Source organism: Leptospira perdikensis (assembly GCF_004769575.1).
In the GTDB taxonomy this organism is placed as follows: Bacteria; Spirochaetota; Leptospiria; order Leptospirales; family Leptospiraceae; genus Leptospira_A; species Leptospira_A perdikensis.
Genome location: NZ_RQGA01000009.1, coordinates 38,780 through 64,753, shown reverse-complemented (window position 1 = coordinate 64,753; position 25,974 = coordinate 38,780). Strand labels below are relative to the sequence as shown.

Annotated in this window: 23 protein-coding genes; 10 read left to right on the top strand and 13 right to left on the bottom strand. The window is 37.6% G+C overall.

All coding sequences use genetic code 11. The features are described 5' to 3' along the window. Positions 1 to 11: 11 nt before the first annotated feature. Positions 12 to 296 (bottom strand): hypothetical protein, encoded by a 285-nt coding sequence (locus EHQ49_RS08670; protein ID WP_135578468.1) that lies wholly within the window; start codon positions 294 to 296, stop codon positions 12 to 14. A 58-nt stretch (positions 297 to 354) separates the two neighbouring features. Between EHQ49_RS08670 and EHQ49_RS08665 the strand changes: the two genes are divergently transcribed. Genes EHQ49_RS08665 through EHQ49_RS08655 form a run of 3 tightly spaced genes read left to right on the top strand, consistent with a single transcriptional unit; the run spans position 355 to position 4,461 of the window. Next, positions 355 to 1,059 carry an ABC transporter ATP-binding protein gene (locus EHQ49_RS08665; protein ID WP_135578466.1) on the top strand — a complete coding sequence of 235 codons (705 nt, stop codon included), beginning with the start codon at positions 355 to 357 and terminating at the stop codon, positions 1,057 to 1,059. Beyond that, positions 1,056 to 3,515, top strand: a complete 2,460-nt coding sequence (locus EHQ49_RS08660) for an ABC transporter permease (RefSeq protein WP_135578464.1) — start codon at positions 1,056 to 1,058, stop codon at positions 3,513 to 3,515. The genes EHQ49_RS08665 and EHQ49_RS08660 overlap by 4 nt, the downstream gene beginning before the upstream one ends. 37 nt (positions 3,516 to 3,552) lie before the next feature. Further along, positions 3,553 to 4,461: a hypothetical protein gene (locus EHQ49_RS08655; RefSeq protein WP_135578462.1), complete on the top strand. Its 909-nt coding sequence runs from the start codon at positions 3,553 to 3,555 to the stop codon at positions 4,459 to 4,461. Positions 4,462 to 4,470: 9 nt separating this feature from the next. On the opposite strand, the gene EHQ49_RS08650 is transcribed toward EHQ49_RS08655, so the two are convergent. Continuing rightward, the gene (locus EHQ49_RS08650; protein WP_135578460.1) at positions 4,471 to 5,220 is read right to left on the bottom strand and encodes a hypothetical protein; all 750 of its coding nucleotides are present in this window, start codon (positions 5,218 to 5,220) and stop codon (positions 4,471 to 4,473) included. Next, positions 5,217 to 5,777, bottom strand: a complete 561-nt coding sequence (gene pyrE, locus EHQ49_RS08645; RefSeq protein ID WP_135578458.1) for an orotate phosphoribosyltransferase — start codon at positions 5,775 to 5,777, stop codon at positions 5,217 to 5,219. The genes EHQ49_RS08650 and pyrE overlap by 4 nt, the downstream gene beginning before the upstream one ends. Before the next feature lie 260 nt (positions 5,778 to 6,037). Between pyrE and EHQ49_RS08640 the strand changes: the two genes are divergently transcribed. Further along, positions 6,038 to 6,679: a TetR/AcrR family transcriptional regulator gene (locus EHQ49_RS08640; RefSeq protein WP_135578456.1), complete on the top strand. Its 642-nt coding sequence runs from the start codon at positions 6,038 to 6,040 to the stop codon at positions 6,677 to 6,679. 5 nt (positions 6,680 to 6,684) lie between these two features. On the opposite strand, the gene EHQ49_RS08635 is transcribed toward EHQ49_RS08640, so the two are convergent. Beyond that, positions 6,685 to 7,671, bottom strand: a complete 987-nt coding sequence (locus EHQ49_RS08635) for a cytochrome-c peroxidase (RefSeq protein ID WP_135578454.1) — start codon at positions 7,669 to 7,671, stop codon at positions 6,685 to 6,687. Between the two features lie 279 nt (positions 7,672 to 7,950). On the opposite strand from EHQ49_RS08635, the gene EHQ49_RS08630 reads away from it, so the two are divergent. Together EHQ49_RS08630 and EHQ49_RS08625 are read left to right on the top strand one after the other, a co-directional pair. Next, positions 7,951 to 8,298, top strand: coding sequence for an LEPBI_I2431 family sigma-54 regulated protein (locus EHQ49_RS08630; RefSeq protein ID WP_135578452.1), 348 nt, complete (start codon positions 7,951 to 7,953; stop codon positions 8,296 to 8,298). Between the two features lie 85 nt (positions 8,299 to 8,383). Continuing rightward, positions 8,384 to 9,316 (top strand): ornithine carbamoyltransferase, encoded by a 933-nt coding sequence (locus EHQ49_RS08625; RefSeq protein ID WP_135578450.1) that lies wholly within the window; start codon positions 8,384 to 8,386, stop codon positions 9,314 to 9,316. A gap of 62 nt (positions 9,317 to 9,378) precedes the next feature. Here the strand turns inward: EHQ49_RS08625 and EHQ49_RS08620 are convergent, their stop codons facing one another. Beyond that, a complete protein-coding gene (locus EHQ49_RS08620; RefSeq protein ID WP_208732189.1) occupies positions 9,379 to 10,104 on the bottom strand; it encodes a hypothetical protein in 726 nt (241 codons plus the stop codon). 129 nt (positions 10,105 to 10,233) lie between these two features. Continuing rightward, positions 10,234 to 10,668, bottom strand: a complete 435-nt coding sequence (locus tag EHQ49_RS08615; RefSeq protein ID WP_135578448.1) for a globin domain-containing protein — start codon at positions 10,666 to 10,668, stop codon at positions 10,234 to 10,236. Positions 10,669 to 10,931: 263 nt separating this feature from the next. Between EHQ49_RS08615 and EHQ49_RS08610 the strand changes: the two genes are divergently transcribed. Both EHQ49_RS08610 and EHQ49_RS08605 read left to right on the top strand, forming a co-directional pair. Next, positions 10,932 to 11,924, top strand: coding sequence for an HpcH/HpaI aldolase/citrate lyase family protein (locus EHQ49_RS08610; protein WP_135578446.1), 993 nt, complete (start codon positions 10,932 to 10,934; stop codon positions 11,922 to 11,924). A gap of 486 nt (positions 11,925 to 12,410) precedes the next feature. Continuing rightward, complete coding sequence (locus tag EHQ49_RS08605; protein ID WP_135578444.1) at positions 12,411 to 14,228, top strand: alginate export family protein; 1,818 nt, start codon at positions 12,411 to 12,413, stop codon at positions 14,226 to 14,228. Positions 14,229 to 14,300: 72 nt separating this feature from the next. Here EHQ49_RS08605 and EHQ49_RS08600 read toward each other — a convergent pair whose 3' ends face one another. The 3 genes from EHQ49_RS08600 to EHQ49_RS08590 all read right to left on the bottom strand — a co-directional run bounded on the left by EHQ49_RS08600 (position 14,301) and on the right by EHQ49_RS08590 (position 19,505). Next, the gene (locus EHQ49_RS08600; RefSeq protein WP_135578442.1) at positions 14,301 to 16,373 is read right to left on the bottom strand and encodes a methyl-accepting chemotaxis protein; all 2,073 of its coding nucleotides are present in this window, start codon (positions 16,371 to 16,373) and stop codon (positions 14,301 to 14,303) included. A gap of 374 nt (positions 16,374 to 16,747) precedes the next feature. Continuing rightward, entirely contained in the window at positions 16,748 to 17,881 is a 1,134-nt protein-coding gene (locus EHQ49_RS08595; protein WP_135578440.1) for a FecR family protein, read from the bottom strand. Positions 17,882 to 18,209: 328 nt separating this feature from the next. After that, positions 18,210 to 19,505, bottom strand: coding sequence for a chloride channel protein (locus EHQ49_RS08590; protein ID WP_135578438.1), 1,296 nt, complete (start codon positions 19,503 to 19,505; stop codon positions 18,210 to 18,212). Positions 19,506 to 19,617: 112 nt separating this feature from the next. Here EHQ49_RS08590 and EHQ49_RS08585 point away from each other — a divergent pair, with 112 nt between their 5' ends. Together EHQ49_RS08585 and EHQ49_RS08580 are read left to right on the top strand one after the other, a co-directional pair. Continuing rightward, complete coding sequence (locus EHQ49_RS08585; RefSeq protein ID WP_135578436.1) at positions 19,618 to 19,959, top strand: ArsR/SmtB family transcription factor; 342 nt, start codon at positions 19,618 to 19,620, stop codon at positions 19,957 to 19,959. Further along, the gene (locus EHQ49_RS08580) at positions 19,952 to 20,440 is read left to right on the top strand and encodes an SRPBCC family protein (RefSeq protein WP_135578434.1); all 489 of its coding nucleotides are present in this window, start codon (positions 19,952 to 19,954) and stop codon (positions 20,438 to 20,440) included. Before EHQ49_RS08585 ends, EHQ49_RS08580 begins: the two co-directional genes overlap by 8 nt. A gap of 24 nt (positions 20,441 to 20,464) precedes the next feature. Here the strand turns inward: EHQ49_RS08580 and EHQ49_RS08575 are convergent, their stop codons facing one another. The 4 genes from EHQ49_RS08575 to EHQ49_RS08560 form a co-directional block, all read right to left on the bottom strand. Next, positions 20,465 to 21,247, bottom strand: coding sequence for a 1-acyl-sn-glycerol-3-phosphate acyltransferase (locus EHQ49_RS08575; RefSeq protein WP_135578432.1), 783 nt, complete (start codon positions 21,245 to 21,247; stop codon positions 20,465 to 20,467). A gap of 94 nt (positions 21,248 to 21,341) precedes the next feature. Next, positions 21,342 to 23,498 (bottom strand): PAS domain S-box protein, encoded by a 2,157-nt coding sequence (locus EHQ49_RS08570; RefSeq protein ID WP_135578430.1) that lies wholly within the window; start codon positions 23,496 to 23,498, stop codon positions 21,342 to 21,344. Positions 23,499 to 23,642: 144 nt separating this feature from the next. Then, positions 23,643 to 25,085, bottom strand: coding sequence for a nitrilase-related carbon-nitrogen hydrolase (locus EHQ49_RS08565; RefSeq protein ID WP_135578755.1), 1,443 nt, complete (start codon positions 25,083 to 25,085; stop codon positions 23,643 to 23,645). A gap of 49 nt (positions 25,086 to 25,134) precedes the next feature. Continuing rightward, the gene (locus EHQ49_RS08560) at positions 25,135 to 25,818 is read right to left on the bottom strand and encodes a TetR/AcrR family transcriptional regulator (RefSeq protein WP_135578427.1); all 684 of its coding nucleotides are present in this window, start codon (positions 25,816 to 25,818) and stop codon (positions 25,135 to 25,137) included. Between the last annotated feature and the right edge of the window lie 156 nt (positions 25,819 to 25,974).

Genomic DNA, 25,974 nt, shown 5'->3' with positions numbered 1-25,974 from the left:
GAAAAAATATGTTATGTAAAGTTAGGGGGACCCCGACGTTCAGGGAATTTAAATAAAAGGATATTGGGAATAACAGAGGCAGAGATAGAAAAGAGAAACGAATTAACGATGGAGATATAAACGGGAGAGGTGGAAATAGGGAGAAGATTTTTTTCTTCCCCAGGAGGCTCTTCGAAGTTCTTTTCGCAAGAAAAAATCTCCGCCGACTCGGTAAACTCCGCAAGAGAAATCCAAGACTGTGACTTTCCAATCACTAAAACTGACATGAGTAGGATGAAAAATATACGTGCTACCAATCAGTTATACCTTAATCTTGATATTCACGACTATCTTGCAAATGGGAAGTTATTTTTAATGATAGCAGAAAAAAAAGAATCTGGCACAAAGTCTGTCATCAAATTGGAACACGTAAACAAATCATACAGCCAAGATGAGATTGTTTTTCCGATCTTGAATGATATTTCCTTTGAGATCACTGAGAAAAAACTAGTAACTTTAATGGGGCCCTCAGGAAGTGGGAAGTCCACCTTGCTCAATATACTATCCGCAATCGAGTCTGCTGACTCAGGTAAAATCGAAATTTATGGACACAACTTATCCCAAGCTTCAGAGGGGGAACTTACCATTTATAGACGAAAAACTATTGGAATTGTATTTCAGTTTTTTCACCTATTTCCATATCTATCTGCGATAGAAAATGTCGCCTTACCCCTATATCTTGCAGGAGTTTCAAACTCCGTAGCCAAAACAAAAGCCGAAGAAGTCCTTTCGTTAGTAGATTTAGACCACCGAAAAGCGTTTACTCCAAAAGAAATGTCTGGTGGTGAAAAACAAAGAGTTTCTATCGCGAGGGCTATCGTTCACCAACCAAAACTGATATTTGCCGACGAACCAACAGGCAATTTAGACTCTAAATCTTCGAAAATCATTATGGACCTACTGAGTCGCTGTGTCAAAGATTTAGGTATATCCGTTTTCCTTGTTACTCATAACGAAGAAATTGGACAGTCCGGTGATATCAACTTACATATGTTGGATGGAAAAATCCAAACCAAATGAAAAGAGTTTACTACTATTTTATCTTCGGATATTTCAAAGATCATCTATCGAAGATCAGTTTATCAATTTTAGGTATTAGCTTAGGCATTGCTCTTTTCGTCAGCACACAAATCAATTCCTGGAGAGCTGAACAAACTGTTCTAGACCAAATGCTTGGTTATTCCTCTGAAGATTTTATCGGGAGATATGTAGCCAACAACCAAAACCTCGGAGCTGAAGACCATTTTTTGAAAGTAGTCGAATCTCATTCACACGAAAATCTAAAATTAGAACCAGAATTACAAACAAAAGGGATTCTCAATTTATCTCAAGATCAAATCCTAAGTATCCCTGTTATCGGTAAAGACATCCTGCTATCAAAATCTCTTTTACTATCACTAAACGACAAAAAGAAAATTCCCAAGTATATAATTAGTCAATCACTCGCAGAAAAAATCAGAACAATCAAAAATGATAGACCACTCTCCATTTGCGAAAAAGAACTTCCTCTACAAGAGGAAGAATATCTAATCCTACCTGCAGAAGGAATTTTTCTTGTGATGGATATTACAAGACTCCAATCTATTTGTAATCGAAAAGACCACCTCACATCAATTTGGTTGGTTGAACAAAATGGCACTCACCAAAGACAAACAATAGAACAAGTTACGTCCGAAGAATGGACTTACGAATCAAAGGATCAAATCTTAGAACGAGCAGGCATTGCACTCGGTTCTCTAAAAATAAACCTGACTGTTGTTTCTTTAGTTTCTGTATTAATTTCCTTTTTTATGGTTTCGAACATGTTCACTGGCCTATTTCTTTCAAGAAAACATGAATTTGGAATTTTATTATCCATCGGATCTAGTAAAAAGAATAACTTTATGTTATTTCTAACGCAAGCCATTGTGATCGGATTTTTTGGGGGAATTGTTGGTATCCTTTTAGGGATTTTAATAGCAAACACTAACTTTTTAACAACAGTAAATACCATTACGGATGCAAACCAAATCCAAGCTTATCGGAACCTCCCCCTTTCTATCATTCTTTTAGGTTTTTCTATCTCTATTCTAGGCTCGATACTTGCGTCTATTTACAATTCCTACAAAACCTTTCTCATACTTCCAATTGACCTCATTCGGGAAAGAGATACCGAAAAGAAAAGTTTAATCTTAGGCCTTACGAAGAAAAAGAATTTATACCTCGCGGCACTGTTTATAACCCTAGGAACCGCACTTGGACTTGTCAATTTTCCAAAACAAATTACTCCCGGAATGGTTGGAGTCGGTCTTGTGATACTTGGATTCGTTTTATTAAATTTCTTAAGTATTCCTTTGGCTGTACAAACATTAGACAAATTACTTTCGAAGTTTCAATTTTCACCAAGTATCGAAATTGGACTAAAAGAAATCGGAACCGAACCATGGAAACATGGACTCACAGCATCAACCATTATGTTATCCACTTCACTTGTCCTTACATTAACAAGTTTAACCGATAGTTACGAACAATCATTAGTGCATTGGGTTGATGAAGAAAACAAATCCGACTATTCGCTGATAAACGAAAAAAAGTTAAACACAGGTGAACCAGGGGTTCCCGTTAGTTTATACGAAACAATGGCATCAGACCCTCGTTTCTCAGCTGTAGAGCCCTTCTACGTAGATTCCAAATTCATCGTCAATGGAAAATATTACACCTTACACGTATTAAAATTCAATGAATCTTACAACAAAAGCGAACTAATTGTTTCAAAAAACCTTTGTTTTTTAGATCAAATTTGCACAGGGAATTCTATATCAATTAACACAGAACGGAACTCTCGTGTTTCGATGAAAATCCAAGCGGAAAAAGACCATTTTTTTTCAGAAAGAGGAACCATTATGATGGACTACTCTTACTTCCAGAAAAATTTTCAAGTTAAGTTTTTAAACTCTATCCGGATTTTCAAAAATGAAAACCTATTACCAGAAGAAACAATACAACTACTCCAAAACATAACGAAAGTTCATGGATTAAAATACATAGACCTCATCAGTTTAAAAAAATTATATTTAGAAGGAATGAACCAAGTATTTTCAATCTTAGGTACGTTAAAGATTTCAGCATTAATCATTTCCGTACTTGCCCTAACAACATCTCTGGTTTATTTCATTAAAGAAAAATCACAAGTATTAGCAGGACTCAAAGCAATCGGAATGGATTCATTCCAAATGTTTCAAATGATTTATTACCAAGCATTGTTTCTCGTCTCCTTTGGTATATTTTCAGGAGTCCTCAGTAGCCTGATACTTTCACCAATCGTTATTTTTGGAATCAATCGAAATGCCTTTGGATGGATACTCGAATTCCAATACCCTGGCTCGCTTGTAGCAAAACTCCCGATAGTGATCCCCCTGATCACATTTTTTATCTGCCTCATACCATTTTATTTTTTAAAACAAATGAAAATTTCGAAAGAATTGAAATATGAATAATTCTTTACCGAAAAAGCACTACCATTAACCTCTATTCATGGCTGGAAGTATCAAAGTTTGTTTGGAACTCGCAGATATGATTCGAAAAGAAAACCTCGAATCCAGAGAAAAAATCCCAACATCTGATACACATTTACGGGTTTGGTCCTCTCAACTTTCTAGAACAGAGGAAGACTTAAGAAAATTACTTACTGCCTTGAGAGACAGTCACTTTATTTTCATTGTATCAGTAGTCGCACCCGACCCAAACTTATTCGTTTACGGAGAAGATGCTTACGTCTTTGCCGAACCGTTCATATTGAACGAATTAAAAAGACATTCAGAAGAAAGTTTAGAAAAACTTTACGAAGCAAGTAATTACAAAAGAAAGTCCGCATTTCAAATCACGAGAGAGTTATTTCCTAAAATTAAAGAATTCAATAACACTCCGCTTGGTCGATCTATCAACGTTTCCGTGATGCTTGAAGAATTTCAACGGATGCTCACTGCACAAAGTTACGAGTATACTGACCAATGGAGAAGGAATAAACTCCAAGAAATTTTCAAGGATGAAGTGAATGCTGCGGAAGAATTAGCAAATGCAACTTCGACTCGAGATCTAGACCCAACTAAACGTGCAGTAGACCTATTAAAAGAACAAGGCCCGAAAGAAAAAATTGATCAGAATTGGGTAAAAGCGAAAGAAAACTTTTCTACAGAGTTCCTGTTACGTGTCCACTTTAGAAAATACGAATTCGACATTGTTAAAAAGTTAATCCAAACAGGAAAACTTAAAGAAGAAAAGGATATTAAATATGTCCGTGACACTCTTCAATTAATGGAAAACAGACTAGAACAAGACAATCTTCTAAAAAGATATGCTACTGAAATGGTGGATCTCAGAAGATATGCCCAAGCAAAACTAAATATGCTTAGGCAAAGTGTTGGATCAAAACAAGAAAGCTGACTCTTTGTTTTACTTAAGCCAGCCTGATTTATCTAATTGAATATAAACCTGAAAGAAAAACACCACTAAACTAATAAATATCATTCTTCTTTTCAAGGAAAACTGACTAATTGTGTGATTCTGTTTTTCCGGTAAGTATAATAGGTAAATAATTAGATTTACGTTAAAAAACAAACCTAAAAATTCAGGAGAAAGAATCGGAAATTTTTCTCTTATGAAAGGGATATAGGTGACAACCAAAACCAAAATACTAGGTAAAAAATACAAAGGAGTTTTAAACGTCCACAACCTATCTTCTGTTAAATCAGTAACCCTTTTGATGCCCGATTCTTTTTCCAAAATGGAAACCAATTCTTCTTGAAAGGCAATATTTACGATAGGATGAATTTTTTCTTTTGTTTCCAAAACAATACGATCATAACCACGAAATTTATCTGTTGTGATTTGTTCTAAGTCTTTGATCCGAATGGTAGCACAATTTCCATTGGCATCAAATTGTTTTAAAGATCCACCGTCGAGTTCGATTCTTCCGGAAGAAAGAATCTCTACTTGTTTTAAAAAGTTTTTTCTCAAAAACCAAAAAAACAATGCCAGCAAAGGAAGGAAAATTGTAAAAAACTGAATTCTTCCTTCCTTTGGCACCTGAAGACTGTTATAAGACACGAAAATCAGAAACAAGGCGATGACCACCCATGTTCTTTTCAGTAATTTATTCCTAAACAAATTCACATCGTATAAAAATGTTTTTTGTAGATTCATTTAAAAAACTCACTTTTGCGAAAGATAGACTCCATCTGAATACCAGACTTTTCTAAGTTTTCCGCACCACCCTCTTCTCGATTCAAGATGCAGATCCCTTTGGTAACAGAGATTCCAACTTCTCTTAAAACTTGGACTGCCTTTAGAGTAGATCCTCCAGTAGTAATTACATCATCTACGACCAAACAGTTTTTTATTTCTTTCCAGAACCCTTCAATTTGTTGGCCAGTCCCGTGCCCTTTTGCCTCCTTACGTACGACCAGTGGGTAAACCAGTTTCCCTTTCCTCTGGTAAGACAATGCAATTGAATAAGTTAAAGGATCAGCACCGAGGGTCAATCCCCCAACTGCCTCGAATTCGATACCGAGTTTCGGAATGATTTCTTCGACAAAACAGTCACCAAGGACCGCAAGTCTTTCTGGATGAAGAGTAATCTCTTTACAATTGAAATAATGATGGGACTCAAGCCCACTTGCCAACCGGAAAGGGGCCTCGGAATAACGATAAACATGGGATTTCATCCAGGCAAAGAGCTGGTCACGATAGGTTTGGGACATAGTCCAATTATTTTCTCAATCCTGACTCGGAAACTATATTTTTATCTTGATTGGATTTATTGATAGGCCTAAAAAGGTAAGTGACTTACTTTTTACAGTCACTAACTAAAGTAAGTAGATAGAGAAATTAATTCACTTACTTTAGTAAGTGACTTACTTTATATTGCAACTTTCAAGCTAATTCACCTAAAATTTGGCATTTGCCCTAGCCAAGTTTCAAAGCCGGCGATCCGGAACCAAAAGAAGGAAAGAAAACCTCTATGGACACGATGATACTCAGATTACCATTAAGAGAACGTAAAAAACAAACCATTCAGACAGCTGTTTTGAAAGCGGCCAAAGGATTGTTCCGGGAAAAGGGATACACGGCTGTAACTGTTTCTGATATTGCCGACCAAGCTGATATCTCTGTGAAAACCCTATTTACCTACTTTCGCTCGAAGGAAGACCTTGCCTTCCAAGATGAAATTTTGTTTTGTGATGAACTCATTCGAGCCGTTTTGGGAAGAGCAGAAGAAGAAAGCCTATTTGAAGGATTCAAACGATTCCTGTGGAATTTAATCCAATCAATTGATCCTGAAGTTTTGATCGAATCGCTTCCCGGATTTCATCCTTGGATGGACAGCCCGGAATTAGAACAAAGATATCTATTGCTTTGGGAACATTACGAAGTTAGACTTGCCGATGCACTACAATTGGAAAGTGGAAATGTTACCTTTGATCCAATTTTGAGAGTTATTTCAGGACAGATGGTATCGGTGATTCGCATCTTAGGTTCCAAAACTTTTAAAGAATACTTGCAACCCATACCGATTGCACTTAGACACCGTGCTTTAGAGAAATGGCTCCTTGGATCTCTGGAAATGATATCCGGGATCCAAGGATATGCTAAATTAACTTAGATTCATTAATCAACACGAGTTTTATCAGATAAAGTTCCTAGGAAGAGAACAATTTTTTTAGTTTCTTCATTGGAAAGGTTCAAACCCAACTGATGAAAGGCCATTTTTTGTACGGCTTCATCCAAAGTTTTCACTTGGCCATCATGAAAATATGGACCAGTTAAAGCAATGTTTCGAAGACTAGGGACTTTAAAGAAAAACTTATCCTCTGCTTTTTTTGTTACATTATAAAGCCCAAGATCAGCTGTTTTATATTCGTTAGCTTGACCAATTTTTCTATACGAATTTCCTCCAAGTAAATTACCGGAATGACAAGACGTACAACCTGCAGAAATAAAACTCTTAAAACCTTCTTGTTCTTCTTTTGAAAGTATTTTATGATCTCCATTGATAAAATCATCAAATCGTGATGATGTTACAAGTGTTCTTTCAAAAGCAGCAATGGCTCCTGCTAAATTCTCATAAGTAACAGGCGTTTTATCATTAGGGAATGCTTTTGCAAATAACGTTGGATAGTTGGCGTCTTCATTGATTCGTTTCAAAACTTCTTTTTCGGAAGGCATCGCCATTTCCACCGGATTGAGAATGGGACCTTTTGCTTGTGCTTTTAAATCAGCAGCACGTCCATCCCAAAATTGAACAAAATGAAAACCTGCATTCAGGACTGTTGGAGAATTTCTATCTCCGTTTTTACCGAAAGCACCGGGAGAAGTGGACAGATTATCCACACCGGCACCTTTACCTTCTACATTATGGCAGGAGTTACAAGATTGAGTTTCATTCAAAGATAGCTTTTTCTCAAAATAGAGTTTTTTTCCGAGAGAAACAAGTTCTTGAGTATCGTTTTCCGAACCAGGCATTTTCGCAGGTAAGGCGCCGATGATTTGTTTTGCTTTCACTTGCAAATCTTTGGTCTCAGGGGTTGGACCACAATTTGCGAGTGATACGAATAGAAAGGACAGGAGAAAAGGTGTAAATATTTGTTTGAGCATATCGATCCTCTAACGGATAGTCCCTAAATTTGCCCCGAATCGGCAAGTTAGAAATATTATACATTGAGTCTAAACTTAGAATCATATTAATTGTATCCAAACTAGACAGTTTGATCGGTTCTAAATCGCTTTCTCCCCTCCTCAGACGCAAGAATCAACAATTTAGGGCAAATGGATGTCTTCTCTATTTTACCCGAGTGACAAACACAGGAAAGTAACTCACTTACGATATTGGCACGATTTATGCTTAAAGCTTTTGTAGACCTTTAGGAGCTGTATATGTTGAATACAAGAAGAACTGATCGTATTGAGTCCTTGGAATGGGATGATTTGGTTTTGAAACTTTTTTCAATCAATGAGAACCCGGAGTTCCTTTTAGCGAGGATTGGCAATATTTCAGAACTCGGTGTGAGTGGAAGTTTAGATAAGGACATCCAATTGAAGGATCGTGATCTTGTGACTGGGGTCATTGAAAGCGATTTAACTAGATCTAGAATTTCCTTCAAAGGGAAAATCGCTTGGATCAAAGAAACTGACCAAGGACCACTCTTCGGGATCAAATTTTTGGAAGAATTGATTCTACCTAATTTTATCATTGCGAGATCCATTGCGGAGTCAGCGGCCTAAGGAAAAAAAATCAAGATTCAAAGCCAGTTTCTACTGAGAATCTCTCGATTTAGATCCAATCCAGTCCGATATTAGTGGGGAAGCTATGTCCCAAGTCAAACATTTGATATCTTGGCAAGATTGGAGCGATGGAGAAATCCGGGAACTCCTAGAATTTGCAGTCTATGTAAAGAAAAATCGAGTCTATTTTTCCGGACATATGGCCGGCCGTTCCCTTGCGATGTTGTTTCAGAAAACTTCAACAAGAACGAGAGTTTCCTTCGAAGCGGGGATGACTGAACTTGGTGGACATGCGATTTTTTTGGATTGGATGGCATCCAACTTCCTTCTTTCTGATATCGATTTTGAAGGAAAATACCTATCAAGTAACGTAGCCATCATTATGGCGAGACTCAAACGGCATGAAGATTTACTTGTATTGAAGTCAGGATCTACGGTCCCGGTGATTAATGGATGTTGCAATTTATTCCACCCTTGTCAATCCCTCGCAGATATACTAACAATTGTTATGGATTCGCCAAACGATTGGCAAAAGAAAACCATATGTTACATTGGTGTGCATAATAATGTCGCCAACTCATTGATTGAAATTACGGCAGCTCTTGGAATTCATTTAATTTTAGTTACTCCCATCGCAGCAGAAGAATCAATCGTGAAAGATTCCATTGAAAGAGCGAAGAAAAAAGGAACCATATCCTGGGAAACAGATGTAAAAAAAGCTGTTTCTGTAGCTGACTACGTTTATACAGATACCTGGGTGGACATGGAATACTTCAATGACCCAAAATTCCAAAAAGAGAAAGAAGAAAGAATCCAGTTGATGATGCCTTACCAAGTCAATGCAGAATTACTTAAAAATACAAAAGCAAAAGTAATGCACGACATGCCGATTCATGCGGGTTATGAAATTACCAGAGAGATGGTTCAAAGTGATCGTTCGATCATTTTTACTCAAGCAGAGAACCGTTTAGATGCGCAAAAAGCAGTTATACTAAAACTATTAGAAAATCATAATTAACATTTGTATCAACGAGTGAACAAATAAAAACCCAAGTGCCGGGAGCAATTGGGTTTGATTGGTTAATTTTTGACTAAATAAATCTGAACGGAGGAATTCAATTTAGAATCTCCAGAAGAATCCTTTTCTCCAATAATTGGAAGGATTAAGTCAACATCCAAAGACTCTTTTGCCATCAATGTTTTGATTTCATCGAATCTGCGTTTGAGAAGTCGAATTTGAAAACCAACATCCCCGGTAGTATTGACTTTACCATACAAAACAATTTGCATTTTTTCTTCCGACTTTAGAATCTTCTGGCCCAATGCGGACAACTCGTTCTGAGATTCATCAGTCAGCCTATGATCATCAGGCTCAAAGGAAACTGATTCAATTGGATCCGCACTTCCGACAGATTTCCAAAATGCCAACTTCGATTTCTCAAGGATCCCATCACCTTCCCCAGCTGCTTTCACTGATTTTTCCACTTGGTTCCAAGGACAGGAGAGAATATAGTCCGTAGAAGAATTTAAGGAAAAAAGGAAACCCAGAAATGTAAATCCAATATCCAAAGGTTTTGCATAAGACTTTGTTTCGACCACATAATCATTGTTTGTAATCTCCAAAGTATTTGTGCGATAGAACGGCAAAAGGAAGAGTATACGGAAAGTGCGAATCTCTGTCTCTGATGTTTGACATTCTAGTTTAGAGTTTTGTTTGAGATGAGAGCGAGATTCTAATGGGATACCCCGGCTAGCACAAGACAGAAAAACAAAAAGTAGAATGGAAATAGAAAGTTTTTGAAACATACAAGTCTGGTGGTTCATGAATATGCACCATCACGCCAACCTGCTATCATTTTATACAAGAATTTTTTAGTATTTTTGATTGTTATACGACCAAAGTAATCCAAATCCCAATAACATCTGCTAGAGCAATCAATCCGTAATAGAATCTTTTCGATTGACCATCCACGCACTAAATCCATCAAGAAAGTATAAAAAATCGACTTTGTCATCGTGTTCAAAATCAAACCCTAATAAAGCTTCATCATAACAACGAAACCAAACAGCCCTTTCCTTTTCAGAAATGGGGAACACAAAATGTCTCATTCGCATTCGAGCCGGTCCCCATTTTTCAATGTATAAACTAGGGCCACCTAACACCTGAATCAGAAAATCAGCCTGTTTCTCTTTGGCTAAATCCCAGTCTCCTTTAAACATCCATTGGATTTCAGAAGTGGCAACTAAATCATAAAAGTCAGAGACTAACTTACGAATGGCAACTTCGCCCCATTTTCCAAAAAGAAATTTAACATTAGGACTAGGGGGAGGAGGACCACCAGCTGGGGTGTAAATATCGTTCGGATCCAAATCGATAGTCAGTTTCGCGAAAGGGACAAGAAGGGGAAGTCGAATTTTCGACCGAAGCCGAAGGCGTAGCCCGCAGTGGCCCGGCCCCGAGGAACGAGAGGGTTCGCCCCGGAAAAAGGAAAATCGTTCTACCAGGAAACCCATTCTAAAAAGTAAGTGAGTTTCGGTTTGAATAAGCCTCCTTTCGGATTTTGCTATTATTTCCTGGACGATAGGCAAAATTCACAAAACTTGGTAAAAAAATCCGAAAAAGGTATACTTAAATGGCACTGACTCACCCGCAATCTGCACTCTTTGCAGGAGAAAAACCTTTCCCTATCATCCCTGCTTGTGAACACTTCGCTGGATCTGAAAAACTCATCACAAAAGCTCTCGAGTTACAAAATAAACTCGGTGGACTTTTTGACATCACGATGGACTGCGAAGACGGTGCCCAAACAGGAAAAGAGAAAGAACACGCAGAAATGATTGTTCGAATCCAAAACTCCGAACTTAACAAACACAAAATGAGTGGTGTTCGTATTCACGATTATACGAACGAACATTGGCGTGGTGATGTGGATATTCTTGTTCCAGGTGCAGGAAATGTAATTGCTTATATCACGATTCCAAAACCGACAAAAGTAAGTCAGGTGAAAGAACAAATCACTTACATTCAAGATGCATGTAAAAAAGCTGGAATCAAACGCGAAATTCCGATTCACGTTCTTATCGAAACTCACGGTGCTTTGAATGATGTGTTCGAAATTGCGGCCCTTCCTTGGTTGCAAGTTTTAGACTTTGGTCTTATGGATTTTATTTCCGGCCACCATGGTGCGATTCCGGCATCTTGTATGAAATCACCTGGCCAGTTTGACCACGAACTCCTTCGTCGCGGTAAAGCTAATTTAGTAGCAGCTGCCCTCATGAATGGTGTGATTCCGGCTCATAACGTAACTTTGGACCTTAAAAACATCTACCAAACCTATGCAGATGCAAAACGTGCGCATGATGAATTTGGTTTCTTACGTATGTGGTCCATTTATCCTGCACAAATCCAATCGATTTTAGATGCAATGGCTCCTAACTTTGCAGAAACGCAAACAGCTTGTGACATTCTCATCAAAGCTCAAGACGCAGAATGGGGACCCATCCAACACGATGGAGACTTACATGACCGTGCAACTTACCGCTATTTCTGGGAATTAGTACAAAGAGCGAAACTTACGGGACAAAAACTTCCAGACGAAGTAGAGAAAAGATTTTTTTCTAAGTAGTATAGAAGTTTAAACACTTAATTAAGTAAGTCAGTTACTTTGGTGACTGACTTACTTTTGAAAGTCAGTGTAAAAGGTAAGTGACTTTCCCTTGTTACCGACCTTCCTTATACAACCGTTCACATTCACTCCCTTTCCCGAAATCAACCATATACTTTCTACCTCTAACACCTCCCCCTCTATAACTTTTCCTAATCACTTCTGGCATCTCCTGTCACTTCCCATTCTGATCCAAAAGCAAAAATAAAATCCAAATACTTACGGTACCATGCACCGCAGACGAATGTGTAGAGAAAGAAAAGGATCTGTCCTTAATGCTTTCTCCAGACTTTAGATTATTTCGAGTGGGAAATGAGGTGCAAAACTCCTAGAAAAGGCAGTCAGGCCTAAAAACAACATCCAATTTTCTACTTTTACGGAAATATTGTCCAATATAGCGATTTTTTGTTTGCAATAATGGAATTAGATTGATTACTATCCTAAATTATGAGTAAGCGAATACCAAAATCCCATCCCTTTCTTTCTCTCATTCTTTTCCTTACCTTCGTCGGTTCAGGAACTGCAATTTATGGTCAGACAGAACCAACGACAAATCCTAAGGTCGAAGCAGTCGTTGAGCCCCCTCCTCTTCCTCCACAACCCAAAGAGGAAAAAAAAGAAGGGTATGTGAGTCCGCAGATTGGAAATCTTTCTGGAGAATATTTACGAACTTTGCAAGTGACAGGCAAACAAAGAAAAGCCCTCCAAGAGAATAAAGGACTTTGGTTCGCTGATAAGTTTCGTGTTGGCTTTGGAATTCGTCCAAAAGTGGATTCACTCAATAACACTGACTTTGATAAATCTACTGCAGATAATAGAAACAATGCCCTAACTCAAACTCAATTTTATCTTTTAGGAGATATCAATGAAAATGTTTTATTCAAAATAACATTACAAGATGTACGCCTATGGGGAGGAGAAGTTGTATCAAATGGAACTGCAGATCAGAAGTATGGCGCAATAGCAAATGCCGGGACTACTGTTGATACCAGTAAACAAAAAGATGTTGCATTAAACAATTTCACAGGTCTTAGGGAAGCATTTATAGATCTAAAAACAACAAACCAAAATTTTCGATTACGAACAGGAAGACAGATTTTAGAGTTTGGAGACGGTAGGATTCTTGGATCAAGAAACGATAGTTTAAATGGAAACTCGTTTGATGCACTCAGGTTCACTGGAAAAATTAGTAACCATACATTGGATTTGTTTGGATCGGTGATAGGAGCAGAAAATAATTCTAATAGTATTGTTTCAAACAACTCAACAAAATTAGGTGGTATCGGTGATTCCTATTATGGTGGTGCACATTATAATTGGAAGGTCGCTGACTGGTTGGGCATCGATTTATATAACTATAGTTTATTCAAACAACAAAAAAAGGCTACCGCCCCATCTCCTCTTTCAGAAACAAGAAGTTACCGTGGTGATGACCAATTAAATACCTCAGGTTTTCGTTTAACCAATAGAACTAAAAACAATGCTCTACCAGATGCAACGGGAATCGATTGGATGGTCGAAGCGGCTTGGCAAACAGGATTTACAGGAGAACGAGTTACACCCGATTGGCTGAACCAAAATGGTACCTATTCAACAAACCAAAAAACTGGGGAGCCACCTCCTTTGTCAGAGGCTGTTCGATACAAAGCAAATATAGTAGCCGTTCAACTTGGATACACTCCGGTAAAAGAATTTCGGATTGGCGTACAATATGTCCAAGCATCAGGAGATCCAAATCGTAACGATTCGAGCGTAGGAACTTATAATCCGCTGTTCGCGACAAGACGTATGGCCGGTGGATCGTTGCCTTTTGCAGGAAATGGAAACTCAGGACTTGTTTTTTGGCAAAACATCAAAGATTATTCGTTACATTTGAAATATGAAACTTCTAATTATGGAACTTTTATATTAAACCCACACTGGTATTATAAGGTTAAATTACAAGATGGGTATTATGATAATAATAACTATGTAGCCGGTAGTAAAGCAACGGGAGAAACTGCTTCCACAGAAGATTACTATAATACAGATGCATACAATGTCACCAAACCACACTTAGGAAAACTTGTAGCAACGGAACTAAACTTTATTTATATCATCACGCCATTCGAAAATGTTTCCTTCTGGTTTGGCGCCACTGTGATTCGTGCTGGTGATGCAATTAGGAACCAAAAAAACAATCCAAATGAACCAGATCCACTTCATAGATACGATTTAAGCCCCACGGCAACAATGGCAACATTCCAAACTGTATTTGCGATTTAGGAGATTACTAAAAACATTAGAATCAAGGTCTAAGATTTGACCTTGATTCTGTAAGCAAAATTTGATTTCGATTTATTTGAGTTTGAATCTTTCCACTTGAGTAGAAAGATAGGAAGCCTGGGAAGCAATTTCCGCAGATACAATAGTCAATTGATCTGATCCAGTAGCAACATCTTGGGTTCCGTTAGAAATACTGATAATTGTCTTCGAAATTTCCTCTGTTGCCCTCTTCTGTTCAAAAACAGCATCTTCAATTTGTAAGTTTAGGTTAGTGAGCAGGTTCGAATTTTGAGCGATGTCCCTTGCATTGTTCTCTTGAAGTAATACAGAACCGAGCACCCTAGTTGCAGAAGTTTCAAACTCTTTCACACGACTATTGAGTAGATTCAAAACTTGTGCAGCTTCAGTTACTTTTTTATTTCCATTCTCCACTGCAGAATTTGTTGATATCACAAGATCCCCAATCTCTTTTACTGAAGCACCAGTTTGTAGAGCGAGTTTTCCGATCTCTTCGGCAACTACTGCAAACCCTCTACCAGCTTCCCCTGCTCGAGCAGCCTCAATCGCCGCATTTAACGCAAGCAAATTGGTCTTTTCTGAAATTTCAGTGATGATATCCAATACTTCACTAATTCGTTCTGCTTTTTCACCTATGTCTTCCATGGCCCGTGTAGATTCGTTCATTGCAGTTTCACCAACAACAGCGTGTTCTCTGGATTCCGATGCAAATTTTGCAAGGTATTCCATTTCTTTATTAATATTTTGAACTTCTTCTCTTAAAGTTAACACGGACTTATCAATTTCTTTCATTTTAACAACAGCATCTTCCATCGACTTACCAACGTTTTCTGCCGATGCAGACAACTCTTCCACGGCAGCAGAAGATTCTTCGGCAGCAGAAGCTTGTGTCTGTGAAGTGTCTGATAAATTTTGGGAAGTGGATGCCATCGTATTCGATTGGTTACCCAACTTTTCTACTGTTTGTTTGATATCACCAATGATAGAAACCAAACTATTTTTCATTCGATTCATCGAATGTAACAAACTTCCAATTTCATCTTGATTGATTTCTTCCGCGTTGATAGCGAGGTTTCCATTCGCAATTTGAGAAGAAAAATCCATTGCCTTTTCCAAACGAAGACTGATTTGATTCTTAAATACAAAATTTAAGAAAAATAAAACTACAAACAAAATTGCAACTGATATCAAAGTAGAACTAAGGATAACTTTAGTAATTTGATCACTAAAAATGGAATCAGGAATACTAATCTGAAGCGCCCAAAATTGAGGATCTTTACCAATATGAAACGGGGAAAAATAGTTTGTGTAACCATCATGTTGGATTGTAAACATTTTTCCTAATTTTAAATTTTCTAAATAAAATTTCAAATGATCAGGGTTTTCTATTTTTTTACCAAGTTTGGTTTGATCCTGCCCATACATCACATAAGTTCCATCAGACGAAATAAAGGCAATATGCCCTTGGCCACGAAATGGACGTGTATCCCCAATTTTTTCCTGTAATGTGCTGACATCTAAATCGATACCAGCAGCTCCCATAAATTTCCCCTTAGGATAAATAGGAACCACAAGAGATATCATTTGAATTTTTTTCCCTCCCGCCAAATATTCGTAAGGACCAAAGACCTTTGCTTTATTTGATTTTTTTACTTGGTTATAATAATCACCGGCCCCGTTTGGATTGTCATAGTCGACTAATGGCTCAAAATTGATTTTGCCATCAGCAGTTCTATGTAAATAAGGAATGAACCTACCTGTTTTATCATGGCCTGGTTTGCCGACGAAGGCCGCATCTCTTCCTTCATAAGCGTTCGGTTCATAACATAACCAGATGGCGAATATATCTTCGTTCCTTTCCAAGATTTCTCTCATACTACTGATCATAGATTCTCGAGGCGGGGATGCATAAAACAAGGCAAAACGAAATCCCCGAATCACTCCCATCATTGCATTTAGATGTTCTTGGATTTCATAGGACCATTTTTCAGAAGTGATTTTTGAATTCTCTTTGATTTCGGCATTGAGGTCTGTGATTGTGCGATAGATTTGAAATGTGGTTAGTATCAAAAACCCTATAAATAAAATACCGGCGATGGATAGAGAGACCCTTTGTCGTATACTCATAAGGATCGATCTTATGGTTCATAAAATTTTTGTAAATATATTACCATTTCTACCTTTGAATTCTGGGTTGAAGTTCCCAATTGATTTCGGGCTGAAACGAAGCACGAGAACAAAGAGTTTGGTAGATCTACGAGGGAGATAAAACGAGGGAGAGGTGACCTAAGTGCACTGTGTTCATTTGTCTCATTCAATCGGTCGGCAGGTATGTAAAGCGACAGGAAAACAAACTTCATTGGCAAAACCCCACCGATAATCCACCTTATGACCACTGTTATTTTTTAAAAATGGATCAAAGGCAGAGTCCATTAAGGGATTTACCGCTCTTTCCATTTTTAAGGGGGGTTTCCCAAAGAACCCCCTCGATGGAAATCCTCTTATTTTTTTGTCTTCGTTTTGACTTTGAAGTTTTTGTATTCCACGTATTCAATATCGTTCATTTCTAACTGAAAGACTCCTTTTGTTGAATGAACAATAAAAATATCACCTAACTGAGCGACGACGGCCCCAGAAAGAATTTCCCCATTTGATTTGTGGATGGTTTCTAAAACACTATAATGGTTATGGATCTCTTCCTCATTGTCCAAACCGGTTTTTTCTGCATCAGCAGTGATTTTATTCAATGCTTCAAACCGTTTTTCTTCGTGTTCTTTTGCAATCGTCGTAGTAACAGCCTCTGTAGAATTTGTGTTTTGCGACTCGATTTGTTTTTTTACTGTCTCTGAAGGAATCACAACTAACGTTTCTGCTTCGGCTTTTTCTTGCGGTGTGACAGCACTACCAGCCTTAGACAATCCAGAATCAAAATCGATAAAACCCGATAATTCGTCTCCAGAAAGTGTACCAGCCGCTACCTTAGCATTAATCAAATAAACCAATTCATTTAAGTTAGGATTGACTTCTAAACATTCCCCCGGCTCCAAAACCACTTCGTTCTCTTCCAATGTCTTCACCAAACGATTGTAATTTTCTTTAGAGAGGCCTTCGTTGATTTCTATTAATTTTGGTGAAGTTTTAAAAGCAACGGCTACAGCCCCTTCATAAACTTTCACCTTAGGTACAGACCCTTTCTCTAGTTCAAAAGAAAACACTGTCCCACGAACTCCCGCAACCATAGTAGGTGATGTTACAGAAAGGTTTTGACCCGATTTTAATTTTACTGATTTTACGAGGAGGTTTCCTGCCCACAAATGGATGTCGGTGTTTTGGCGACTTTGTCCAGCGATTTCTCGAAATAAAACATCCGAGTTGTCTTTAATGCGAATCACTTCGCCACGATACGTTTGTAAATCCACCCGCCCTAGTTTTGTGACGATGCGATCTCCCGGACGAATCACGTCCCCCAGTTTGGCCTGAATTTCTTTTCCCTGCGTGCTGATCAGAATGGTACCTTGTAAGAAAGTGATGACGGCACCGGCTGTTTCGTCTTTTGTTTGGTTGGATCCGAACTGAAATCGACTGCATTGAAAGGATAGAAAAAAGATGGTAAAAAGTGTAATAATGGTTTTCATATTTTTTTCCGAATGACCTTGTAAAACAAGAAACAACTCAGATTAACTTCATTTTCAAATTTGTAAAAACAAAATTAGAATTTTAGAAAATTAAATAGGATTTTGCCTAATTCTAGAGATATACATACGGAAATGTCACAAAAGATAAAGTGCAAAGATTAAGAATGAAATTGATCCATTTGATTTTAATCATTTTTTGGATTTCAATCGAAACCAAATGGACACAAAAAAAACAAAATATATCCCCTCGTCTTTGTTATTTGACCAATAAACACGAGTTTATTGCAAAAAAACAAAAAAATACGTAAACGAAAATTTTATTCAAAAACTATTTAAACAAATCGGAAATTTTTTTATTAAGATCAGACGATGGGCTCAGGAACTTGGTACGTCCGATTCTTTGTGAAGTGTAGATACTAATATGGCCGGAACAGACATAGGAAATCCAGGCTGTGACCAAAAAGAAAATTCCAGATTCCCATCCAAATAATTCCATACCCATAATCGCACAAGCAAAGGGAGTATTCGTAGCACCTGCAAATACGGAAATAAAACCGATGCCAACAAACAAAGATAAGTGTGTAGGATCCAAATAACCAAATAGATTCCCCAGGCTTGCTCCAATAAAAAAAAGAGGGGTCACCTCACCACCCCTAAAACCAGACCCAATGGTAATCACAGTGATGAACAATTTAAATAAAAACGTCTCAACGGGCAATGGATCAACAAATGCTGATTGAATGGTAGGAAGACCCAACCCAAAATAAATGGGGTTCAGTCCAATGACAAATAACAAAGCCACTATGATCCCTCCGAAGAAAGGTCGCAAGGGCGGAAAATTAATCCATCTATGAAATAATTCTGAAAGTTTATGGAGAGACCAACTGAATAGTTTAGCAACCAATCCGGAGGAAATGCCGAGAAGGATCAAATAAACAAAAATGATTCCTGTTAAATCAAATGGAATTTGTGGATAGTGGGAATGTTCCACTCCCCAAAACAAGCAGACCCAGTGGGAGAGATAGGCCGTCACTAAAGACGGAACAATCAATCGCAATCGATAACTTCCAATCCGCAAAACCTCAATCGAAAAAACAGCCGCGGCAAAAGGAGTTCCAAAAACAGAAGCAAATCCTGAACTCATTCCGAGTATAATCAATGTTTGTTGTTCTTTGATGTTCAGAGGAATGAAACGAACCAATTGGTGCGCAATCGATCCCCCCATTTGGACAGCAGTCCCTTCCCTTCCAGCAGATCCACCAAATAGATGGGTCACAAGAGTACCCAACAATACAAAAGGAGACATACGGATCGGAATGATAGAAGTCGGAGAATGGATTTCTTCTAAGAGTAAATTATTCCCCTTATTTACATTTTTCCCAAAATGAAAATAAAACCAACCAATGAGAAATCCGGCACAAGGGAGAAAATAGACCAACCATAATTTCGATTCCCGAAACTGAGTTACTTGTTCCAGTGCCATTAAAAAGAAAGCTGAGGCCGAACCCACAAGTAGAGATATAAATCCAAGTATGAACGACCATTTCAAAACATAGGGAAAGGATTTTGAAAGGCGGCGGATTTCTACACTGACTTTCTTTTGTTCGAGATTTGATTTTTTCATCAACTTACCTTTCCCATCAAATGGAATGGATTCCCTTAGAAAACTAACTTTTGTACCATAAAATTAATACTTAGGTGTTGACCTAAGTATTATCATCGAATAAAATGCCTCTATGGTCAAAAGAACCTACAATATAGATGTGGTCTTACACGCCCTCTCAGACCCAACCAGGCGTCAAGTGATCGAGAGATTGGGGATCGGACCGGCCAGTGTCAGCGATTTAGCCGCACCCTTTTCTATGGCTATGCCTTCGTTTATGCAACATTTGGATATATTGGAATCTTCTCAGCTGATCTATACGGAGAAGACGGGAAGGGTACGTGTCTGTTTTCTAAATCCTAATCCATTTTCAGTGATGGAATCTTGGTTGCAGGTTCAAAAATCTTTATGGGAAACAAGGCTGAACCAGTTGGACTCATTCTTATTAAAAACAAAGGGGAAAAAATATGAGTAAAGAATCAAATGAAACATTCAATCCCGAATTGGATTTGGTGTTGGAAAGAATTGTTGAAGTACCAGTGGAGGCAGTTTGGAATGCATGGACAAAACCAGAACAGCTTGTCCATTGGTTTACTCCAGCTCCATGGAAAACCATCGATTGTAAAATTGATTTAAAACCTGGTGGAGAGTTTTATACAATGATGGAGTCACCGGAAGGAAATCAATTTCCAAACACCGGATGTTTTTTGGAAATTGATTATCTAAAGAAACTAGTTTTTACCGATAGTTTACTTCCTGGATACAGACCATCTGGAAATAGTTTTATGACTGCCTTTGTCACCATGGAATCATTAGGTACTTCCACAAAATACAAAGCAGTTGCAAAACACAAAGACCCTGAAACGAGAAAACAACACGAAGAAATGGGATTTTTGGATGGATGGGGTGCCGCCCTCGACCAACTTGTAGCCTACACAAAAACCCTATCTAAATAAAGATCACATAACTATAATTCGTCGTTAGTTTATTGCTACGGCGGATTTTTCTATGGCTTCGATTTCCTTTTTTTTATTTTTCATTAATGTTTCTGCGGCGGATAGATAAGACTCAAATGTGTCGTAGTCCTTTGCTTTAATAGATCCACAAAAATGGAAGTAAACAGTTTTTGATTTTTTAAGATGTGAATATTCTGGTAAACTGGAATAACCCATCATTCCACTCACAACAAATACATCCAAATTCACATGAAATTTATATGCAATTTTCATCACACCCGTTTGAAACGGTTTGATTTCTTCCGTAAAAGTTCGTTCCCCCTCAGGGTATAAAAAAATAGATCTTGTTTTTAAGACTCTAAGCACATCCGTTTTAAAATTTCGAAAGTTTGGTTTTTTTTCAGAATAAATGACTGCTTCTACAATCGTTTTGTGCATCATCAGCGGAATGATTTTGTATCTCTGAATGATATCTCCGCCTAAATATGATAATTTTACATCTTTGGATTTTGATAGATAAGGTAATGAAACAATGAGTGGGACTTCCATTGCATTGGTGTGATTACAAATTAAAAATCGATTATGACCATTGGGATCCCAGTCGCCCAGTTCAAATTGTAACTGTCTTCCCGTAAGAATGAAAAAAGAACGATACCAAAAATAACCTAAGTAGTTATTGATTCGATTGGACGGGCGGTCAAGGCCAGTGATCTTAAAAATATAAGAGAAAGAAAGTCCGATTGGAAATAAAATCGCAAGAACAGGAATTGCATAACATAAAACAACAAAAAATTGAAGTTGGCCCATGTGAGAATAGGAGCCGAAGCCTAAGTATGGTAAACAATAATTCCAAACGAAGAGTTTAAAAATTAAACAAATACCAAGTTGGACTTAGAATGGATCAAACCGCTAACTCTAAAAGAAACTTAGGCGTTGGTTGTCTAACGATGCTAATTTTGCCTTCAATTTGATCGACAAGCATTCCAATCAATTGTAAACCAAATCCAGGTGAATGTTCAAATGATACTGTTTCCGGAACTCCAACTCCATTATCAGAATATTCCAAATATAGTTTTTTTTCTTTGCGAAAGATATTGAGACCAATCTCTGCATTTGAAATTTCATTAAATGCATGTTTCATTGAATTTGTGATAAGTTCGTTCAGGATGATTCCTAAAGAAGAAAGGAGTTTAGCACTTAACTCGATTGGTTCCTCAAGAATGTTCATTTTTACTTCTACGTTCTTTGGAAAAATACAAACAATCTCATTGAAGATGGCTGGAAAATAATCTTGTAGAGAGACGGTATTATCTGTTTCTGAATGATATAATTTATCATAAAGAACAATCATACTTTTAACACGCCCAGCAGCTTCATACAAAATCGTTTGAACAGAACTTTCTGACTGTGATCTTGCCTGAAGAGTTAACAATGTAAAAATGGAACTCATATTATTTTTCACTCGATGGTGAATTTCTTTTAATATATTTTCTTTTTCATGTAATAACTTTTGGATTTTTGATTCTGAATGATTTCGGACGCTCACATCTCGTAAAATTACCGTAAATAATTTTTCCTCTTTTACAGAAATCTGAGAAATAGAAGCTTCAATGGGAAACTCTTCCCCATTGGCTCGAAGTCCGCGGATCTGACCAAGAGCTCCCATGGCTCTTCGACTCACGCCTGTATTCGAAAATGAATCAATATGATTGTCATGTTGGCTACGAAAATCAATGGGAATCAACCGGTCTAATGGTTGACCAATGATATCCAATGATTGGTATCCAAACATTTTTTCAGCAGCTCCATTGAAGAGTATAATTTTTTTGGATTGGTCAATACTGATGATCGCATCCATTGCAGACTCAATGATTTGTGTAAGTTTGGCCTCCGATTCTTTGACTCTCCGAAGAGCATTCAATCTATCGGATATATCTCTACCTACAGCGATATATCCTATTGGTAAATCACTTTCATCATCCAAAAGGACTTGGTTCACTTCAATGTTTCGAATGGTTCCATCCTTTGCATACTGAACCACTTCCCCAATAAAACTACCTTCTAAATTCACCCTTTGAATCACCTGGTCTCTGGAAAGATTGATATAATCTGTTTTGAGAACCTCCATTACGGATTTTCCAATCACTTCTTCCGCTTTCCAAAGATAGATTTTTTCTGCCGCTTTGTTCCAATAGTTAATTTTATGATTAAAATCGGTTCCGATCACTGCATCCAAGACGTTATTGAGCATGTTTGCTTGTTTTGCAATATGGCTTTGAATATTGTATTCAGCAGTGATATCTCTAAAGACAAGGACAACACCTCGAGTATCCCCATTTAAATCTTTGATAGGTGATCCCGAATCAGAAATTTGATATTCTGATCCGTCTCGAGAAAGAAGAACTGTGTGATTGGCGAGTCCAACAATTGAATTCGTTCGCAAAACAATATCTACAGGATTTTCTACTAAAAGGCGAGTTTTAACATTCACAATTTTGAATATTTCATTGATACCGAGACCAACTCCTTCATCGTGAGTCCAACCGGTTAGTTTTTCAGCAATGGGATTCATACGAATGACTTTGCCATCGCCATCAGTAGCAATCACACCGTCACCTATTGAATGTAATACGGTTTCCAGATGTTCTTTTTTACTTTTAGTAAGTTCGTTTGCTTCAAACAGTTTGAACGCCATTTTAATCGAAGCATCGAGAACAGTAAATCCAGAGTTTTTTACTACATAACCATAGGAAGTGATGGTTTCTGTTTTTTTTACAATCTCTCTCTCTGTATGTGAGGAGAGAAAAACAACGGGAATTTCTTTATGATTTAGTATTTCTGTAGCGGTTTGTGTTCCATCGAGACCCTTACCTAAGTCAATGTCCATGAGGATCAAATCGAATGGTTTTTCTTCTCGGATGATGAGTTGGATGGCATTTTCACCATTCGTAACATGCGTTACGTTGTAACCCCCTTGTTCCAGCTGGTTTTTCTCAAACATTGCGAGAACGGCCTCATCTTCGACGAGCAAAATGGATTTATCAGCGACTAAAGTCATCAAACCATCCTTTGTAAATTCCCTCAGGGAATTCAGGAATTCACAGACTACAAATCATGACAAAATTGGAATTTAATTCAATCAAATATTTAGAAAATTTCTAACCAGAAAATCTCTATTTTGAATCGATTCCATATATCCTTGTTAGTTCCTATTTTTAATTCGAATCGCTAAAATGGAAAATCCACAAATGGTAAAATATAAAAAGCCCATACCCACCACCCAATTTCCCAATTGGTTATAGAGAGTTGGGATGGAGGTCGTTTGTACGGATGCAACCAAAACGCCATCATTCTCCTCATAATAATCTAGTGTTCCTTTTGCCCGACCATAAACATCATAAATCCCACTTATAGCACCTCTAGTAGAACGAACAATAGACGTTCCATTTTCGATTCCACGGAGGACAGCCATTTCTGTGTGAAAAGGATTGATTCCTTTCCAATCAGAAGCAGGGATAAAAGTGATTCCTGTTCCTAATTCGGAATGTTTTTGAGTTAGTTGGAGACTATCAAAATCATAACAAATTGCTACAGACATATTTCCCCAATCTGTTTGAATGGCTTGGATCTCAGAAGGGTGCTTTGAGATTGGTTCACCCGGCGGAATGAATTGTTTGAAATAAATCTGGCGTGTGGATCCATCATTACCAACCCAATGCAACTGATTCTCCATAAAGAATTCTTTTTCCTTTAATGGGACTATATAAGCGGCGATCACTTCGATATTTTTTTCTTTCGCCAAGGCTGAAACTTTTTTTAAAAACGAATCCTCTTCTGTTCTATGGACAAGGATAGCTCCTTCATTCCACACAACAACCTTTGCACCTTCCTCGGCGGCCTGTTTGGTTCGATCAAAAACAAGATCGGTATTTTTTTGATTTTGAATAGGGTCTGACCAAATGGTTTGAATTTCCATTTTGGAAGTTACAGTTCCCACTTTGATACTTTTTCCTTCGATGGGAATGGTAAGTCGAACTGTTCCATAAAAGGACAAACCAACGAGGAGTATGGCACAAGTGGATAATAAATATTTGGAAGATTTGGAAATGTTAGATTCAGAAATAAATTCAGATAGAGATTGTTCGATACTTGCATTCACTAGATAAATAAGAAAACTAATTCCAGTGGCTCCAAATATAGAGGCGGATTGGAGTAAAATTATATCATTCACTTGACTATTAGCGATCATTCCCCAAACACCTAATTCGGAACCATAACCACCTATCCATTCAATAATGGTAAATAAAAATGCAAAACTCAAGATAGGAGATATCTGTTTTGGAAATTTAATTCTAAGCTTGTTCCAAATCCAAAGTATAAAAGTGAAAACAATACCACCTTGGATTCCAGAGAGGATCGCTATCCAGAAATGAAATGGCTCTGAGACGATCCGCATGGTAGAAGCAGTTTGAATGACGATAAGCGCCACAAGCAGGGTAAAAATAGAATACCCAAGTCGGACATAACGCAAAAAAGGAACAAGGGCAATCCAGGCAAAAATAGGAATGTTCCAATTCATTCCAGTAAAACCAAGTAAAATCGCACCGACCCATAAAAGTATCCATTTATGATCAAACCACTTCATCATTAACTCCTTATATACTTATATTAAAATGTAATATTTTTATTTTAACTTACACTTTTCCACCAGCGCCCCTCCATAAATAATAGAGAGACTCAAGCCATAATTTTTCTAAATTTTGGTTTAGCTGAAAAGAGAGAATGGGAACTCCGAAAAAACAAGAGGCGATCGACAAAGAAAGGGATTTCCAATCAGTTGAAGCCGGGAGTTCGCCATTTTCGGCCGCGACCGACATTGCTTTTCGAATGATTCCTTCTACCCCAAGTGCTTCCAAGTTTTCAATTCCAACACTATCGGGAAAGAGTAACACTCGTTCGGCTCTTGTAAGTTTTGGTTGAGTTATCGATTTCCGAGTCCTTGCCTGAAAGGATATAATTTCCAAAAGGATTCTAGGATTTTTTTTGGATTCCTTTGCCGTATATCTAAATAAAGCGGAAAGTATTCCGAGTCCAGATCCAGACAATCTTTTCTCATGGACAAAAACAGAGACCTGTAAACTCCAAATTTGAATGTAATGGAGGATCAAATCACCCTTCTCTGGAAAATAATTATAGAAGGTCGGTTCTGAAACCTCAGCAATTTGACAAAGTTCTTTGATTTTGATTTCTTCAAAAGATTTCGATTCTAATTCTTTTAAGAAAGCGAAGGTTAAATTGGTTCTTGTTTTAGCAAATTTTATCTCCTTCAATGGGAAGGAAAGAATTGGATCGAAATGTTTATCTAAACCTTTAGGCACAAATAAATAAAGTCAGCCATATTTTTATAGTCAACTATATTTATCAGAATAAACATTCCTAAATATGAACTTATGGGAAGTTTTTTCAAGGAAGTGGGGGAATTAGTTTCGTAAAAGCTGATTTTGTGGTAGAGAGAAGTTATTGGGCGGCGGGTC